Origin of the sequence: Azospirillum sp. TSH20, from assembly GCF_003115935.1 — a bacterium.
Taxonomy (GTDB): domain Bacteria; phylum Pseudomonadota; class Alphaproteobacteria; order Azospirillales; family Azospirillaceae; genus Azospirillum.
Map to the genome: position 1 here is coordinate 231,624 of NZ_LGQU01000022.1, position 15,777 is coordinate 247,400.

Consider the following 15,777-nt stretch of genomic DNA (forward strand, 5'->3'; position numbering starts at 1 on the left):
ACAATGAGTGATTTGCCGATTTCCAAGCTCGAGTGTTACCTATCAGCATGGTCGAAAGCGAACGCCGCCGACGTGATGATCTTCCAAGATCTTGCGGCGCGGCGTTGCTGGGAACCTCTCCTTCACGACCAAGATGGAAAAGACATCGTGGCCAACAATCGCAGCAACGCGGACGGCATGTTCCAGCAGACCCTGAAGAAGTCGGTGACCATCGCCGGCGTCGGGCTGCATTCGGGCGTCATCGTCACGCTGACGATTTCGCCGGCCGATGCGAATTCCGGGATCACCTTCCTGCGCACCGATCTGCGCGGTGCGGCCGCCGTCATTCCGGCGCGCTGGGACACTGTGGTCGACACCCGCCTGTGCACCGTGATCGGCAACGATCACGGCACCACCGTCGGCACGATCGAGCATCTGATGTCGGCGCTGGCCGGCTGCGGCATCGACAACGCCATCGTGTCGCTGGACGGCATCGAGGTGCCGATCATGGACGGCAGCGCCGCCCCCTTCGTCGCCGCCATCGAGCAGGCCGGCATCGCCGTGCAGAAGTCGCCCCGCCGCATCATCCGCATCCTGAAGCCGGTCGTCATCGGCGACGGCGTCAAGAGCGCGTCCTTCACCCCGGACGACGCCACCAGCTACAGCTTCGAGATCGACTTCGACAGCGCCGCCATCTCCCGTCAGGCCCGCGCGCTGGAGATCGACCCGGACAGCTTCAAGGACGAGATCAGCCGCGCCCGCACCTTCGGCTTCCTGCATGAGGTCGAGGGGCTGCGCAAGATGGGCCTCGCCCGCGGCGGCTCGCTGGACAACGCGGTGGTCATCTCCGGTGACACGGTGATGAACGCCGAGGGCCTGCGCTTCAAGGACGAGTTCGTCCGCCACAAGATCCTGGACGCCGTCGGCGACCTGTATCTGGCCGGCGCGCCGATCGTCGGTCATTTCCACGGCGTGCGCTCCGGCCACGCGCTGAACAACCAGCTGCTGCGCGCTCTGTTCGCCGACCGCAGCGCCTGGCGTTACGAGACGGCGGTGTCGCTGCCGGTCGCGCGCCGCGGCCTGGAGCAACTGGCGGTCGCCTGATCGCCACCGTCTTTCCTGAATGTCTGCCCCTGCCCTCCCCCACCGGGGAGGGCTTTTTCTTTGCGCGCAACTCCCCTCCCCTGCCGACATGGTGAGTCACGCAAAAGAATAGCGCCCTCCCCTCTCGGAGCGGGCGCCGCGCGCAAATTTGGATAGCTTGCAGGTTTGTGAGTTGTTTCAGTATTTTAGGTAATTTTCTTTATGCGAAACTTTAGGCGGGTGGGAGACGGACCAGCCTCCCCTACTCCGCCACCGCCATCTCCGCCTCATTGCCGGCATACTCGCCGAAGCGGATGTCTTCCTTCAGGATGTGCTTGCCGAGCCAGTCGGAGCAGAACAGGAACACCTCCTCGCCACTGATCCGGCCGCCATCGGCGCGGAAATCGTCGCGGTAGCTTTCGACCTGTTGGGTCAGCCGGTCGTGCAGGGCCTTGTGCGCGGCGAAGGTCGGATAGTTCAGCCGCTCCATCTGCGCCTCCTCCTCCGCGAAATGATGGCGGGTGTAGGCGATCAGTTCGTTGAGGATGCCTTCGATGAGGGCGGGGTCCTGGCGATTGGCCTCATCATACAGCTTGTTGACGATGGCGATCAGGACGCGGTGATCCTCGTCCAGCGCGTCGTTGCCCACGCTCATCCAGCGCGACCACTGAATTGGCTCCATGGCGTTTCCTTCGTCCCCCGTTTGCTCGGCACCGGGTGGGCGGGTGCGGGCGTTGACCGCCCGTCGGCACCGCCCTCCGCTGGAGGAGCGGGCCGCCTGCCCGGCATGGTTTCGCTTTTCCTATAAGCGTTGTCTGATTTCACTCCCCCCATCCCCGTCCGTCAATCCGACCGAACGGGGATGCGACATTTTGGCGAACGCGGGATTCGGGATCAGGTCAGCCGCCGATCCTGGCCAGCCATTCGTCCTCGGTCAGGATCTCGACGCCCAGTTCCTTGGCCTTGGCCGCCTTGCTGCCGGCATCGGCTCCGGCGACCAGATAGTCGGTCTTGCCGGAGACGGAGCCCGCCACCTTGGCGCCCAGCGACTCGGCGCGCGCCTTCGCCTCCGACCGGGTCATCCGCTCAAGCGTGCCGGTGAAGACCACCGTCTTGCCGGCGATGGGGGAGTTGCTGGCCTTCGGCACCTCGGCCTCCAGAACGGTCAGCCTCTCCATCAGGCCGTGGACGATGGCGAGGTTGCGCTCCTCGGCGAAGAAGCCGGCCAGTTCCTCCGCCGCGACCTCGCCGACATCCGGGGTGGCGACCAGATCGAGCCAGGGCTGACCCGGCGCCTGCCCGGCCGCGCGCTCCATTGCCGCCCGCCACTCGGCCAAGGTGCCATAGCGTTCGGCCAGCGCCTGGGCCGCCGGCTTCTTGACGCCCTTGATCCCGAGCGAGGCGATGATGGTCTCCAGACGAAGCGCATCGTTGCCGGCCCCATCTTTGCCAGCATAGAAATCCAGCTTCGCCCCACACTCCGGATCGGCGAACCAGCCGATGATGGCGTCGGCGGTGGCACGGCCGACACCCTTCAGCTCATGCAGGTCGCGCCAGTCCTGGCCCGGCATTGCCCGTTCCGCCGCCAGCATGCCGTCGACCCAGCCCTGCATGGTCTTGTACTGGCGGGCCAGCGACTTGGCCGTCACCTCGCCGACATGGCGGATGCCGAGCGCGTAGATCACCCGGTGCAGGTCGATGCCGCTGCGGCGCTGCTCGATCGCCTTGAACAGGTTCTGGACCGACTTCTCCTTCCAGCCCGGCCGGCCGATCAGTTCGACACGGCCCTCCAGGGTGAAGATGTCAACCGGGGACTTGATGAAGCCCTCGTCCCAGAACTCCTCGATGATCTTCTCGCCCAGCCCTTCGATGTCGAATGCGTCGCGCGAGACGAAATGGCGGAGTCGTTCCTTCGCCTGGGCCGCACAGATCAGGCCGCCGGTGCAGCGCCGCACCACCTCGCCGGCCTCGCGGATGGCGAGGCTGCCGCAGACCGGGCAGGTCTCCGGTGCAACATAGGGGATGGAGTCGGCGGGGCGCTGGGACAGCACCACCTCCACCACCTGCGGAATGACGTCGCCGGCGCGTTGGACCACCACGAGGTCGCCGACGCGGATGTCCTTGCGGGCGATCTCGTCCTCGTTGTGCAGGGTGGCGCGGCTGACGACGACGCCGCCGACGGTGATGTCCTCCAGTTCCGCCACCGGGGTCAGCGCACCGGTGCGGCCGACCTGGATGGTGATGTCTTTAAGCCGGGTCTGCGCCTGTTCGGCCGGGAATTTGTGGGCGATTGCCCAGCGCGGCGCCCGGCTGACGAAGCCAAGCCGCTGCTGGAGTTCCAGGCTGTCGACCTTGTAGACGACGCCGTCGATATCAAAGGGAAGGCCAGCACGACGCCGGCCGATGCCCTCGTAATAGGCCAGCAGCTTGTCCTTGCCGTCGCACAGCTCCGCCGGCCGGTTCAGTTGGAAGCCCCAGCCCTTCAGCCGCTCGCGGATACCCCATTGCGTCTCTGCGATCGGTTCCGACACCTCGCCCAGCGCATAGCCGAAGAAGCAGAGCGGCCGGGCGGCGGTGATGGAGGGATCGAGCTGGCGCAGGCTGCCGGCCGCCGCATTGCGCGGGTTGGCGAACAGCTGCTCGCCCTTCTCCGCACGGGCGGCGTTCATCGCCAGGAAGTCGTCGCGGTTCATATAGACCTCGCCGCGGACCTCCAGGACTTCCGGAAAGGGAGCCGGCAGGCGGTGCGGCACGTCGCGGATGGTGCGGACGTTGGCGGTGACGTTCTCGCCCTCCGCCCCGTCGCCGCGGGTGGCGGCCAGCACCAGTTCGCCCCTCTCGTAGCGCAGCGAGCAGGACAGCCCGTCGATCTTCGGTTCCGCGACAAAGGTCAGCGGCGCATCGTCGGACAGACCGAGGAAGCGGCGGACGCGGGCGTCGAACTCTGCCACATCCTCCGGCGCGAAGGCGTTTCCCAGCGACAGCATCGGGACGGCGTGACGGACCTTGCCGAAGCCGGCGGCCGGAGCGGCGCCGACCCGCAGGCTGGGCGAATCGGCACGCCGCAAGTCTGGAAAACGCGCTTCGACGGCGAGGTTGCGGCGGACCAGCGCGTCATAGTCGGCGTCGGAGATCTCCGGCTGGTCCTGCTGGTGATAGAGCCGGTCATGATGGGCGATCTCGGCGGCCAGCGCCGCCAGCTCCGCCGCGGCCTGGTCCGGCGCCAGGGCATCGACGGCGATGCTGCGGGGATCGGGCGGCGTGTCGAACAGGTCCTGCATGGCGCGTCTCATGACGAATCGGGAGCTTCCGAAGAAGGGCCGCGCAGGATAGCGCATCGGGCGACTGCGAGGGCAAGTCCCTATATACTGGCTGACACACCCTTCGGAGTCCGCTGGCCTGATGAGCAAAGCCTATCTGCCGGACCTGCGCATCGACGACCGCATGATCGTCGCCGCCGCGCTGGACCGCATCCTCTACGACGACCCCGACCATTTCGCGGCCGAGGACGCGCGCACCGTGCGCCGGCTGATCCCGCACAGCCGCTCAGCATGGCTGCGGTTGGGCTTCCGCGCCGAGCGGCAGGGGCCGTCGATGAAGGGCGAGGCCGCCGGGATCGGCGATGTGCGGATGGAGGGCGACAAGAAGGTGGTGGAGGGCAGCGTCGGCGAATCGGCGACTTGGCGCTGCGGCCAGTACAAGATCACCAACCACGGCAGCGACCTGGAAATCTGGCAGGTGATGAGCGACGAATACGCGCCCGAGCCCAAGGGCGCCCGGCTGGAGTTCGACGAGAAGGGCGAGCCGGAACGGCTGACCTTCTTCCAGCCGCGAGATATCGAACTGCGGATACCCTTCACCAGCCTCGCCGTCGGCGTGCGGCTGGGCGGCTGGCAGCCTTGGAAGCTGGTGGCAAGCTAGCCCCCCACCTATCCTCCCCCGCTGGGCGGGGGAGGGACTGCCGCTATCTTCCTAAACAAGCACTTGTCTCCTCCCCCGCCCAGCGGGGGAGGATTAAGGTGGGGGCAATCGAAGACGACTATTCACGAACGCCCCCAACCTCACGTCACCCCTGCCGGTAGTTCGGCGACTCGTTGGTGATGGTGATGTCGTGGACGTGGCTCTCGCGCAGGCCCGCGTTGGTGATGCGGACGAACTGGCACTTCTCGCGCATCTCGGCGATGGAGGCGCTGCCGGTGTAGCCCATGGCCGCGCGCAGGCCGCCGACCAGCTGGTGGATGACCGCCGACACCGGACCCTTGTAGGGAACGCGGCCTTCGACGCCTTCCGGCACCAGCTTCATGGTCGACACTTCCTGCTGGAAGTAACGATCCGCCGAGCCGCGCGCCATGGCGCCGACCGAGCCCATGCCGCGATAGCTCTTGTAGGAGCGGCCCTGGAACAGGATGACCTCGCCCGGGCTCTCGTCGGTGCCGGCGAACAGGCTGCCCAGCATGGCGACGCTGGCGCCGCCGGCAATGGCCTTGGCCAGATCGCCCGAATACTTGATGCCGCCGTCGGCGATCACCGGGATGCCGTGCTTCTCGCACTCGTCCACCACATCCATGACCGCGGTCAGCTGCGGCACGCCGACACCGGCGATGATGCGGGTGGTGCAGATGGAGCCCGGACCGATGCCGACCTTGACGGCGTCCACACCGGCGTCGATCAGCGCCTTGGCCGCTTCCGCGGTGGCGACGTTGCCGGCGATGACCTGGGTGTAGCTGGACATGGCGCGGGCGGCGCGGACCTGCTCCAGCACCTTGGCGGAGTGGCCGTGCGCGGTGTCGACCACCAGCACGTCGACGCCGGCGTCGAACAGGGCCTCCGCACGGGCCAGACCGTCATTGCCGGTCCCGGTGGCGGCGGCGACGCGCAGGCGGCCCTTGCCGTCCTTGCAGGCGTTCGGATAGGCCTGCGCTTTCTCGATGTCCTTCACGGTGACGAGGCCGATGCAGCGGTAATCCTCGTCGACGACCAGCAGCTTCTCGATGCGGTGCTGGTGGAGCAGGCGCTTGCCTTCCTCCTGGCTGACGCCCTCGCGGACGGTCACCAGCTCCTTGGTCATCAGCTCGCTGACCGGCTGCTTGGGATCGGTGGCGAAGCGGACGTCACGGTTGGTCAGCATGCCGACCAGCTTGCCGCTGCCGAGCTGATCACGGCTTTCCACCACCGGGATGCCGGAAATGCGGTAGTCGGCCATCAGCTGCAGCGCGTCGGCGAGCGTGGCGTTCGGCGTGATGGTGATCGGGTTGACGACCATGCCCGACTCGAACCGCTTGACCTTGCGGACCTCTTCGGCCTGCTGCTCGATGCTCAGGTTGCGGTGGACGACGCCGATGCCGCCGGCCTGGGCCATGGCGATGGCGAGGCGGCTCTCGGTCACCGTGTCCATCGCCGAGGACATCAGCGGGATGCCCAGCTCGATGGTCTTCGTCAATCTTGTCCGGGTGTCCACGTCGTTCGGCAGGACCGAGCTTTCGGCCGGAACCAGCAGCACGTCGTCGAAGGTCAGGGCTTCGCGGATTTTGGTGTCGCGCGCCATGTGTGAATCTCCCGGAAGATAAACGTGGCGCACTTATACACAAGACCATGGGCTTGTGAACCCGTGCGCACACAGCATCTGTCATGCAAGTGCGAAAAGAGGTCCCCTCCCGCTTCGGGAGGGTGAAATGGTTCAGTCCTCGGCCTTGCCGCCGCGGAAGCCGGTGGCGACGACATAGGTCTCGGACGACTCCGCGCGGCTGGCCGGCGGCTTGGCATGCTTGACCACGGCGAAGTCGCGCCGCAGCCGGTCGAGCAGCGAGCGCTCCGCCCCGCCCTGGAACAGCTTGGCGACGAAGGCGCCGCCGGGGGCCAGCACCTCCTCGGCGAAATCGTAAGCCGCCTCGGCCAGACCCATGATGCGCAGATGGTCGGTCTGCTGGTGCCCGGTGGTGGGGGCGGCCATGTCGCTCAACACCAGATCGGCCGGGCCGCCCAGCGCCTCCTTCAACGCCTCGGCGGCGCCTTCCTCCAGGAAGTCGGCCTGCATGGTGGTGGCGCCGGGGACCGGGTCCATCGGCAGGATGTCCAGCCCGACGACCTTCCAGCCGTCCTTGGCGGTCTGCACCTTCTCCACCGCGATCTGCGTCCAGCCGCCGGGGGCGGCGCCGAGATCGACCACGCGCTTGCCGGGGCCGAGCAGGCGGAACTTCTCGTCCAGCTGCAGCAGCTTGAAGGCGGCGCGCGAGCGGTAGCCGCGCTTGGTCGCCTCGGCCACATAGGGGTCGTTCAGGTGGCGCTCCAGCCAGCGCTTGGAGGATTCCGTGCGCTTGCCGGCGGTCTTCACACGGACCGTGGCACGGCGCCCGCCCGGGCGCGTCGACGGAGTCTTTTCGGTCATGATCGCTGCAGTTCCTCGGTCATCCGGCGCAGGCGGGGAGCCTTTCCCCTCCTGTCCGATCATCTATCCGGTCGCATCGACCGGTTTATTCGCCGGCGGCCCCGATCAGGTCCACCAGAATTCCTTCGCGCAATCCGCGGTCGGCGATGCGCAGCCGTTCCACCGGCCAGACGTCGCACAGCGCGTCCAGAACGGCGCAGCCGGCGACCACCAGATCGGCGCGGTCCTGGCCGATGCAGGGATGGCGGGCGCGGCCGTCGAAATCCTGGGCGACCAGATGGTCGATCACCGCGCGGGCATGGTCCACCCGCAGATAGCTGCCGTCCACCGCCCGCCGGTCATAACGGCAGAGCCCCAGATGCACGCCGGCCAGCGTCGTCACCGTGCCGGAAGTGCCGAGCATCTGCACCTTGCCGGCGGCGATGCGGCTCTGGATGCGGTTGCGCGCCTCGAACGGGGCGATGGCGTCGGCCACCGCCTCCACCATCTGGGTGTAGTTGGCGCGGGTGACGTCGGGGCCGCCATATTCCTCGGTCAGCCCGATGACCCCGCAGCGGATCGAGGTCTGGTCGAGCAGGCGCGGCGCCCTGCCCTTCTCCACCTGCAGCCACATCAGCTCGGTGGAGCCGCCGCCGATGTCGAAGACGATGGCATAGGGATGGGTCGGCTCCAGCAGCGCGGCGCAGCCGGCCAGCGCCAGCCGCCCTTCCTCCTGGCTGGAGATGATTTCGAGCGGGATGCCGGTCTCGCGCTCCACCGCCTCGACGAAGGCGGCGCCGTTGGCGGCGCGGCGGCAGGCCTCGGTCCCGACCGCGCGCACGGCGGTCACGCCCCGGCGCTCGATCTTTGAGCCGCAGACGCGAAGCGCCGCAATGGTGCGTTCCATCGCCGGCTCCGACAGGTGGTCGTTGCGGCTCAGCCCCTCGCCCAATCGGACGATGCGGGAAAAGGCGTCGATGACGCGGAAGCCACCCGGCGCCGATTTGGCGATCAGCAGGCGGCAATTGTTGGTGCCGAGGTCCAGCGCGGCGAAGACCGGGCGCACCAGCGCCGACGAACGCAACCGTCCGGTGTCGTTCTGCCGTTCGCTTTGCACCTGTAGATCCACGTACCGTCCCCGCCGTGCCTAAAGAGCGGAGTGTAACCCGGATCGCTGTCCGGCGGGAACCCTTCTCGACTCGGTTTCCGCCGGCGGCGACCCGCAGGTCACATCTGCGCCAATCACTTGGCTTTCACAAACCTCACTTGGCCTTCACGAAGGGACAGGTGCTGGACTCGATCGGCAGAAAGGCCTCCGATGCCGGGATGCTGCGGACCTGCTTGTAATAGTCCCACGGCGCCTTGCTCTCCGCCGGGGTCTTCACCTGATACAACTCCAGATCGTACAGCACGCGGCCGTCCTTACGGATGCTGCCGGGGGTGCCGAAATAATCGGTCGGCATCGCCTTCATCGCAGCGGTGACCGCCTCGGCATCGGTGGTGCCCGCCGCCTTGACGCCCTTCAGCCAATGCAGGGTGGCGAGGTAGGTATTGGCCTGCTCCTTGGTCGGCATCTTGCCGTGACGCTCGAAGAAGCGCTTCGCCCAGGCCCGGGTCTGGTCGTTCTTGTCCCAATAGAAGCCGCTGGTGACGTACAGCCCCTTGGCGAGGTCGAGACCCAGCGAGTGGATGTCGGTGATGAAGACGATGTAGCCGACCAGCCGCTGGCCGGACTGGGTCAGCCCGAACTCGCCCGCCTGCTTGATGGTGCCGATGGTCTCCGCGCCAACATTGGCGAGCGCCACCACCTTGGCGCCGCTGCCCTGGGCGCTGAGCAGGTAGGAGCCGAAATCGCTGGTGCCCATCGGGTGACGCACGCCGCCGACCACGGTGCCGCCGGCCTGTTTGATCGCTTCGGTCGCCGCCTTCTCCATGGCGGAGCCGAAGGCGAAATCGGCGGTGATGAAGTACCAGCTGGTGCCGCCCGACTGCACCACCGCCTTGGTGGTGCCGACCGCCAGCGACGCGGTATCGTCGGCCCAATGGATGCTGTAGGGCGAGCACTGGGCGTTGGTCAGCTCGGTCGTCGTCGCGGCGCTGATCATCAGCACCTTCTTTTTCTCGCGCGCGACCGCCTGCACCGCCAGCGCGACCGAGGAGACCGGGATGTCGGTCACCATGTCGACGCCTTCGCGGTCGAACCAGCTGCGCACGATGTTGGACGCCACGTCCGGCTTGTTCTGCATGTCGGCGGACAGCACCTCCACCGGCCGGCCGAGCACGCTGCCGCCGAAATCCTCCACCGCCATCCGGGTGGCGAGCACCGCGCCCGTCCCGCCGATGTCAGACGCGAAGCCCGCCTCATCCGCCAGCACGCCGATGCGCACCGGCTGGGTGGTCTGCGCCTGTGCCGACGATGCCGCCCCTGACAGCGCCGTTGTGGCGAGCACGGTCGCCAGCATGAAAGGCTTTAGAAAACGACCCATGCGATCCTCCCCATCCCCGTTTTTGTGTGACAGGCGCGTGCGCCGATCTGCGGCGTCCTGCCGCACCGCTCCTGTCCGTGGATAGCGGGATTTGGTTTCAGGCGCAAACAGTATCGTTTGCAACGTATTGCCCGGAGCCTTGCGAACCTCGCATCGGAAGAGTCCGCGCAAAACAAAAGCCCTCGCTCCGAACTGGGGCGAGGGCTTTCGCATCGGGCATCAACGGCCCAAATGGTGTCGCCAATCAGGCGAGATAAAACTGAGCTATATCGGCCGAACAGTTCGGCAATATCACGTAAGCGCCGGTGGAGTCATGATCTTACTCACCCTCCCTGGTATCGGTCTCTACTGTTCCGCCCAAGCCATCTGCTTGAACGGTAAGGCATTTCCGATGCTCGCTCACTTCACCTCGGTGTCGATTACTGTAAGACGAAGCCTGCTCCCCTTTCACAGAGCTGTCAAGAAAATCGCATGCTGCGGCGCAGTATCATTTTGGGAGGTTCGATCGCCCGTCCAATCGGGGGAGGGCTGGCCTTTTGCCGGGGCCGAACCCACCTTGTGGGGCATGCCGGAACACGATGAGAACACATGGGGCGGGCGGGTCGCGCGATATGCGCGGGTCGGCACCGCCGTTGGCGGGCTGGCCGCGCGGCTGGCGGGCGAGCGCGTGCTGGGAATCCGCGTGGAGCGGGAACGCCACGCGGCGGAACTGCGGGCGGCGCTCGGCGGGCTGAAAGGACCGCTGATGAAGGTGGCACAGATCCTGTCCACCATTCCCGACGCCCTGCCGAAGGAATACACCCAGGAACTGGCCCAGCTACAGGCCGACGCGCCGTCGATGGGCTGGCCCTTCGTCAAGCGGCGGATGGCGAGCGAGCTTGGTCCCAACTGGCAGTCGCGGTTCCGCAGCTTCGAGCACACGGCCGCCGCCGCCGCGTCGCTGGGGCAGGTCCACAAGGCCATCGGCCTGGATGGGCGGGAACTGGCCTGCAAGCTGCAATATCCCGACATGGCCTCGGCGGTGGAGGCCGACCTGCGGCAGCTGGGCCTGATCTTCGCGATCTTCGAGCGTACCGACAGCGCCATCTCCACCCGCCAGATCCAGAAGGAGATCGGCGCCCGCCTGCGCGAGGAGCTGGATTACGAACGCGAGGCCAAACACGCCCGACTTTATCAGTCGATGCTGGCCGGCACACAGGGCGTCCATGTGCCGGACGTGGTGCCGGAGCTGTCGAGCAAACGGCTGCTGACCATGGGCTGGGTGCATGGCCGCAAGATCCTGGAGTTCGTCGCCGAGCATCCGGAGGCCCGCGACGAGTTGGCGATGAACATGTTCCGCGCCTGGTACGTGCCCTTCTACAATTACGGCGTCATCCACGGCGACCCGCATCTGGGCAACTACACGGTCCGGCCCGACCGCTCGATCAATCTGCTGGATTTCGGCTGCATCCGCGTATTCAAGCCCAGCTTCGTCAAGGGCGTGATCGACCTCTACAACGCCCTGCGCACCGAGAACCGCGAACAGGCGGTCGAAGCCTACCGCACCTGGGGCTTCGTCAACCCGTCGAACGAACTGGTCGACGTGCTGAACATCTGGGCGCGCTTCGTCTATGCCCCGATCATGGAGGATCGCCAGCGCAAGATCGAGGAGACCAACGGCGGCCATTACGGGCGCGAGACAGCCGGCAAGGTCCATGCGGAGTTGCGCCGCGTCGGCGGCGTCGAGATCCCACGCGAGTTCGTCTTCATGGACCGCGCCGCGGTGGGGCTGGGTTCGGTCTTCCTGCATCTGAAGGCGGAGCTGAACTGGTACCAGATGTTCCAGGGACTGATCCGCGACTTCGACGTGAACGAACTGGCGGCGCGGCAGAGCGCGGCGCTGGCGGCGCAGGGGTTGCCGCAGGCGGAGTGAGGGGAGTGGGGGCAAAAAAAAGCCTGCGATCCAACAAATGACTTGCCCCCAGACCCTTCCCATCCGCCCACCGTTCAGTCTATAGCTTGCCCCTCCCATGAAGACCGCCGATTTCGACTTCGACCTGCCGCCCGACCGGATCGCCGAGCATCCCGTCCGGCCGCGTGACGCCGCCCGCCTGCTGGAGGTCGGCCCGACCTTGCGCGACCTCATCGTGCGGGACCTGCCGATGCTGCTGCAGCCGGGCGACCTGATGGTCGTCAACGACACCCGCGTGATTCCCGCCCGGCTCGACGGCCGGCGGGGCGAGGTGGCGGTGGAGATCACGCTGCACAAACGGCTGGGCGAGCGGGAATGGGCGACCTTCTCCAAGCCCGGCAAGCGGCTGAAGCCCGGCGACACCATCGTGATTGCCGAGGACTTCAGCGCCGAGGTGATCGCCAAGGACGGCATGGAGGTGCGGCTGCGCTTCTCCGCCGGCGGGGCGGAACTGATGGAGGCGCTGCACCGCCATGGCCGGATGCCGCTGCCGCCCTACATCCGTCGCAAGGCCGACGAGGGCGACAACGCCGACTACCAGACCGTCTTCGCCGCCCGCGAGGGCGCCGTCGCCGCTCCCACCGCCGGGTTGCACTTCACGCCGGAACTGCTGGCGGCGCTGGATGCGCGCGGCGTGCGGCGGGTGCCGGTGACGCTGCATGTCGGCGCCGGCACCTTCCTGCCGGTGAAGGTCGACGACATCGCCGACCACAAGATGCACAGCGAATGGGGCGAGATCTCCCCGGAGACCGCCGCGGCGGTGAACGAGACGCGCAAGGCCGGCGGCCGGATCGTGTCGGTCGGCACCACGGCGCTGCGCATCCTGGAGACGGCGGGGCAGCCGGACGGGACGCTGGTTCCCTTCAGCGGCGACACCGACATCTTCATCACCCCCGGCTACCGTTTCCGCATCGTCGATCTCTTGTGGACCAACTTCCACCTGCCGAAATCGACCCTGTTCATGCTGGTCTGCGCCTTCGCCGGCTATGACCGCATGCGGGCGGCCTATAGCCACGCCATCGACACCAACTATCGCTTCTTCAGCTACGGCGACGCCTCGCTGCTGCACAGGACGGACCCATCATGACCGGCATCGGCTTTGACCTTCTGGCGACCGACGGGCGGGCGCGGCGCGGCCGCGTGACCACCGCCCACGGCACCATCGAGACGCCGGCCTTCATGCCGGTCGGCACCGCGGCGACGGTGAAGGCGATGACCACCGACGCGGTGGCCTCGACCGGCGCGGAAATCCTGCTGGGCAACACCTATCACCTGATGCTGCGCCCGACGGCGGAGCGGGTGGCGCAGCTGGGCGGCCTGCACCGCTTCATGAACTGGAACAAGCCGATCCTCACCGACAGCGGCGGCTTCCAGGTGATGAGCCTGTCCGACCTGCGCACCATGTCGGAGGAAGGCGTCACCTTCAAATCGCACCTGGACGGCAGCCTCCACCACCTGACGCCGGAACGCTCCATCCAGATCCAGCACATGCTGGACAGCAACATCACCATGTGCCTGGACGAGTGCACGCCCTTCCCGGCGACCGAGGCGCAAGCCGAATCGTCCATGCGCCTGTCGATGCGCTGGGCGCGCCGCAGCAAGGACGCCTTTGTCGAGCGGCCCGGCTACGGCCTGTTCGGCATCGTCCAGGGCAGCGTCTATCCGGAGTTGCGGGCGGAGAGTGTCGCCGCCCTGAGCGACATCGGCTTCGACGGCTACGCCATCGGCGGGCTGGCGGTCGGCGAGGGTCAGGAGACGATGTTCCGCGTGCTCGATTTCACCGAACCGCTGATGGTCAAGGACCGCCCGCGCTATCTGATGGGTGTCGGCCGGCCGAGCGACCTGATCGGTGCGGTGCGACGCGGCGTCGACATGTTCGACTGCGTGATGCCGACCCGCTCGGGCCGCACCGGACAGGCCTTCGTCCGCCGCGGCACCATCAACATCCGCAACGCCCGCCATGCCCATGACGAGCGCCCGCTCGACGCAGACTGCACCTGCCCCGCTTGCCGCAGCTACAGCCGGGGCTATCTGCATCATCTGTTCAAGGCGGACGAGATGCTGGGGCCGATGCTGCTGACCTGGCACAACCTGCATTACTACCAGGACGTGATGCGGACGATGCGGCAGGCCATCGAGGACGGCAATTTCGAGGAAGTCGCCAGCGCGATGGAGGCCCGCATGAACGAGGGCGACATCGAGGCGACCGTGGACCCCATCGCCAAGCCCGGCAAGCCGCCGAAGCAAGGCCGCCCGCCGAAGGCGGGCAAAGACAGCGATCCGCCGAAGGCAGAGCGGGTGGCGGAGGAAAAGACCGATGACTGAGAACATCTATGCCGGCCTGACCCAGCTCGGCGGCTCCACCGTCCAGCCCAAGACCCCGGAGGAGGCGGTGCTGGAGCGGGTGCCGAACCCGAATCCAGGCACCCCCTACTGCGTGCGTTTCACCGCGCCGGAGTTCACCTCGCTCTGCCCGATCACCGGCCAGCCCGATTTCGCCCATCTGGTCATCGACTATGTGCCCGGTGACTGGCTGGTGGAATCGAAGTCGCTGAAGCTGTTCCTGACCAGCTTCCGCAACCACGGCGCCTTCCACGAGGCCTGCACCGTCGGCATCGGCAAGCGGCTGGTGGACGAGCTGTCGCCAGTGTGGCTGCGCATCGGCGGCTACTGGTATCCGCGTGGCGGCATCCCCATCGACGTGTTCTTCCAGACCGGCGAACCGCCGAAGGGCGTCTGGATCCCGTCGCAGGACGTCCAGACCTATCGTGGCCGCGGCTAAGCCCGCTCCGCTGGCGTCCGCCGACCCGGCGCGGCTGCGCGACGCCATCCGCGACCGTGCGCTGGCGGTGGGATTCGACGCGGTGGGATTCGCCCCCGCCGCGCTGGGACCGGAGGCGCGCGAGCGGCTCGCCCGCTTCGTCGCCGCGGGCCGGCATGGCGACATGGGCTGGATGGCCGAGCGCAGCGACCAGCGCAGCCATCCGCAATCCCTGTGGGACGAGGCGCGCACCGTTATCGCGCTCGGCACCAGCTACGCCCCGCACGACGACCCGCGCCGGCTGGCGGAGCATCCCGACCGCGGCGTCGTCTCCGTCTATGCCCGCAACCGCGATTACCACGACCTCGTGAAGGGGCGGCTGAAGACGCTGGCCCAATGGCTGGCCCACCAGACCAAGACGGGGGTGAAGGTGTTCGTCGATACCGCGCCGGTGATGGAAAAGCCGCTGGCGGCACAGGCCGGGCTCGGCTGGCAGGGCAAGCACACCAATCTGGTGTCGCGCGACCATGGGTCCTGGCTGTTCCTGGGCGAGATCTACACCACGCTGGAGTTGCCGCCCGACCCGCCGGCGCGCGACCGCTGCGGCTCCTGCGACCGCTGTCAGGTTGCCTGCCCGACCGCAGCCTTCCCGGCGCCCTACCAGATCGACGCCCGGCGTTGCATCAGCTACCTGACCATCGAGCACAAGGGGCCGATCCCCGACGAGCTCAAGCCGCTGATGGGCAACCGTATCTATGGCTGCGACGATTGCCTCGCCGCCTGCCCCTGGAACAAGTTCGCCCGCGCAACGGTTGAGCCCGCCTTCCTGCCGCGGGCCGAGTTGACCGCGCCGCGGCTGGCCGATCTGGCGCAGTTGGACGATGCCGGCTTCCGGCAGGTGTTCAGCGGCTCCCCCATCAAGCGCATCGGCCGCGACCGCTTCGTCCGCAACGTGCTGGTCGCCATCGGCAACAGCGGCGATCCGGCGCTGAAACCTGTGGCCGAGGCCCTGCGGGAGGACGCCAGCGACGTCGTGCGCGAAGCCGCCGGATGGGCAGCAGGACGGTTGAGCAGCGCGACAAATCCACACGTTTGAGTGATGTTTCTTCAAACAGACGGCACTCCCCGCCTACCTTGTCGGCGCCCGCGCTGT

At 67.3% G+C, this 15,777-nt stretch carries 13 protein-coding genes; 7 read left to right on the forward strand and 6 right to left on the reverse strand.

Features of this window, described 5'->3' with window-relative positions; genetic code table 11:
- Positions 1–147 precede the first annotated feature (147 nt).
- A complete protein-coding gene (lpxC, locus tag TSH20_RS06480; RefSeq protein WP_109073951.1) occupies positions 148–1,083 on the forward strand; it encodes a UDP-3-O-acyl-N-acetylglucosamine deacetylase in 936 nt (311 codons plus the stop codon).
- A gap of 241 nt (positions 1,084–1,324) precedes the next feature.
- On the opposite strand, the gene TSH20_RS06485 is transcribed toward lpxC, so the two are convergent.
- A complete protein-coding gene (locus tag TSH20_RS06485; RefSeq protein ID WP_109073952.1) occupies positions 1,325–1,744 on the reverse strand; it encodes a bacteriohemerythrin in 420 nt (139 codons plus the stop codon).
- Positions 1,745–1,961: 217 nt separating this feature from the next.
- Positions 1,962–4,343, reverse strand: a complete 2,382-nt coding sequence (gene ligA, locus TSH20_RS06490; RefSeq protein WP_109073953.1) for an NAD-dependent DNA ligase LigA — start codon at positions 4,341–4,343, stop codon at positions 1,962–1,964.
- A gap of 121 nt (positions 4,344–4,464) precedes the next feature.
- Between ligA and TSH20_RS06495 the strand changes: the two genes are divergently transcribed.
- Entirely contained in the window at positions 4,465–4,983 is a 519-nt protein-coding gene (locus TSH20_RS06495) for a hypothetical protein (protein ID WP_109073954.1), read from the forward strand.
- Between the two features lie 145 nt (positions 4,984–5,128).
- Here the strand turns inward: TSH20_RS06495 and guaB are convergent, their stop codons facing one another.
- The 4 genes from guaB to TSH20_RS06520 form a co-directional block, all read right to left on the reverse strand.
- Positions 5,129–6,607: an IMP dehydrogenase gene (gene guaB, locus TSH20_RS06505; protein WP_109073955.1), complete on the reverse strand. Its 1,479-nt coding sequence runs from the start codon at positions 6,605–6,607 to the stop codon at positions 5,129–5,131.
- A 132-nt stretch (positions 6,608–6,739) separates the two neighbouring features.
- Positions 6,740–7,447 carry an RlmE family RNA methyltransferase gene (locus TSH20_RS06510; RefSeq protein WP_109073956.1) on the reverse strand — a complete coding sequence of 236 codons (708 nt, stop codon included), beginning with the start codon at positions 7,445–7,447 and terminating at the stop codon, positions 6,740–6,742.
- Positions 7,448–7,532: 85 nt separating this feature from the next.
- A complete protein-coding gene (locus tag TSH20_RS06515; protein WP_247871184.1) occupies positions 7,533–8,543 on the reverse strand; it encodes a Ppx/GppA phosphatase family protein in 1,011 nt (336 codons plus the stop codon).
- A 145-nt stretch (positions 8,544–8,688) separates the two neighbouring features.
- Entirely contained in the window at positions 8,689–9,912 is a 1,224-nt protein-coding gene (locus TSH20_RS06520; RefSeq protein WP_247871185.1) for an ABC transporter substrate-binding protein, read from the reverse strand.
- A 565-nt stretch (positions 9,913–10,477) separates the two neighbouring features.
- Here TSH20_RS06520 and TSH20_RS06525 point away from each other — a divergent pair.
- The 5 genes from TSH20_RS06525 to queG all read left to right on the forward strand — a co-directional run bounded on the left by TSH20_RS06525 (position 10,478) and on the right by queG (position 15,720).
- Positions 10,478–11,824 carry an AarF/UbiB family protein gene (locus TSH20_RS06525; protein ID WP_109073959.1) on the forward strand — a complete coding sequence of 449 codons (1,347 nt, stop codon included), beginning with the start codon at positions 10,478–10,480 and terminating at the stop codon, positions 11,822–11,824.
- A gap of 97 nt (positions 11,825–11,921) precedes the next feature.
- Positions 11,922–12,950, forward strand: coding sequence for a tRNA preQ1(34) S-adenosylmethionine ribosyltransferase-isomerase QueA (gene queA, locus TSH20_RS06530; RefSeq protein ID WP_109073960.1), 1,029 nt, complete (start codon positions 11,922–11,924; stop codon positions 12,948–12,950).
- Positions 12,947–14,188 (forward strand): tRNA guanosine(34) transglycosylase Tgt, encoded by a 1,242-nt coding sequence (gene tgt, locus TSH20_RS06535; protein ID WP_109073961.1) that lies wholly within the window; start codon positions 12,947–12,949, stop codon positions 14,186–14,188. Before queA ends, tgt begins: the two co-directional genes overlap by 4 nt.
- The gene (gene queF, locus TSH20_RS06540) at positions 14,181–14,645 is read left to right on the forward strand and encodes a preQ(1) synthase (protein WP_109073962.1); all 465 of its coding nucleotides are present in this window, start codon (positions 14,181–14,183) and stop codon (positions 14,643–14,645) included. The genes tgt and queF overlap by 8 nt, the downstream gene beginning before the upstream one ends.
- Positions 14,632–15,720: a tRNA epoxyqueuosine(34) reductase QueG gene (queG, locus tag TSH20_RS06545; RefSeq protein WP_247871186.1), complete on the forward strand. Its 1,089-nt coding sequence runs from the start codon at positions 14,632–14,634 to the stop codon at positions 15,718–15,720. The genes queF and queG overlap by 14 nt, the downstream gene beginning before the upstream one ends.
- The last annotated feature ends 57 nt before the right edge of the window (positions 15,721–15,777 follow it).

Bases quoted from the DNA above. Each gene is read 5' to 3' on its own strand.
- TSH20_RS06485 (WP_109073952.1), bottom strand. From the start codon at position 1,744: ATGGAGCCAATTCAGTGGTCGCGCTGGATGAGCGTGGGCAACGACGCG.
- ligA (WP_109073953.1), bottom strand. From the start codon at position 4,343: ATGCAGGACCTGTTCGACACGCCGCCCGATCCCCGCAGCATCGCCGTC.
- TSH20_RS06495 (WP_109073954.1), top strand. From the start codon at position 4,465: ATGAGCAAAGCCTATCTGCCGGACCTGCGCATCGACGACCGCATGATC.
- guaB (WP_109073955.1), bottom strand. From the start codon at position 6,607: ATGGCGCGCGACACCAAAATCCGCGAAGCCCTGACCTTCGACGACGTG.
- TSH20_RS06510 (WP_109073956.1), bottom strand. From the start codon at position 7,447: ATGACCGAAAAGACTCCGTCGACGCGCCCGGGCGGGCGCCGTGCCACG.
- TSH20_RS06520 (WP_247871185.1), bottom strand. From the start codon at position 9,912: ATGGGTCGTTTTCTAAAGCCTTTCATGCTGGCGACCGTGCTCGCCACA.
- TSH20_RS06525 (WP_109073959.1), top strand. From the start codon at position 10,478: ATGCCGGAACACGATGAGAACACATGGGGCGGGCGGGTCGCGCGATAT.
- queA (WP_109073960.1), top strand. From the start codon at position 11,922: ATGAAGACCGCCGATTTCGACTTCGACCTGCCGCCCGACCGGATCGCC.
- tgt (WP_109073961.1), top strand. From the start codon at position 12,947: ATGACCGGCATCGGCTTTGACCTTCTGGCGACCGACGGGCGGGCGCGG.
- queF (WP_109073962.1), top strand. From the start codon at position 14,181: ATGACTGAGAACATCTATGCCGGCCTGACCCAGCTCGGCGGCTCCACC.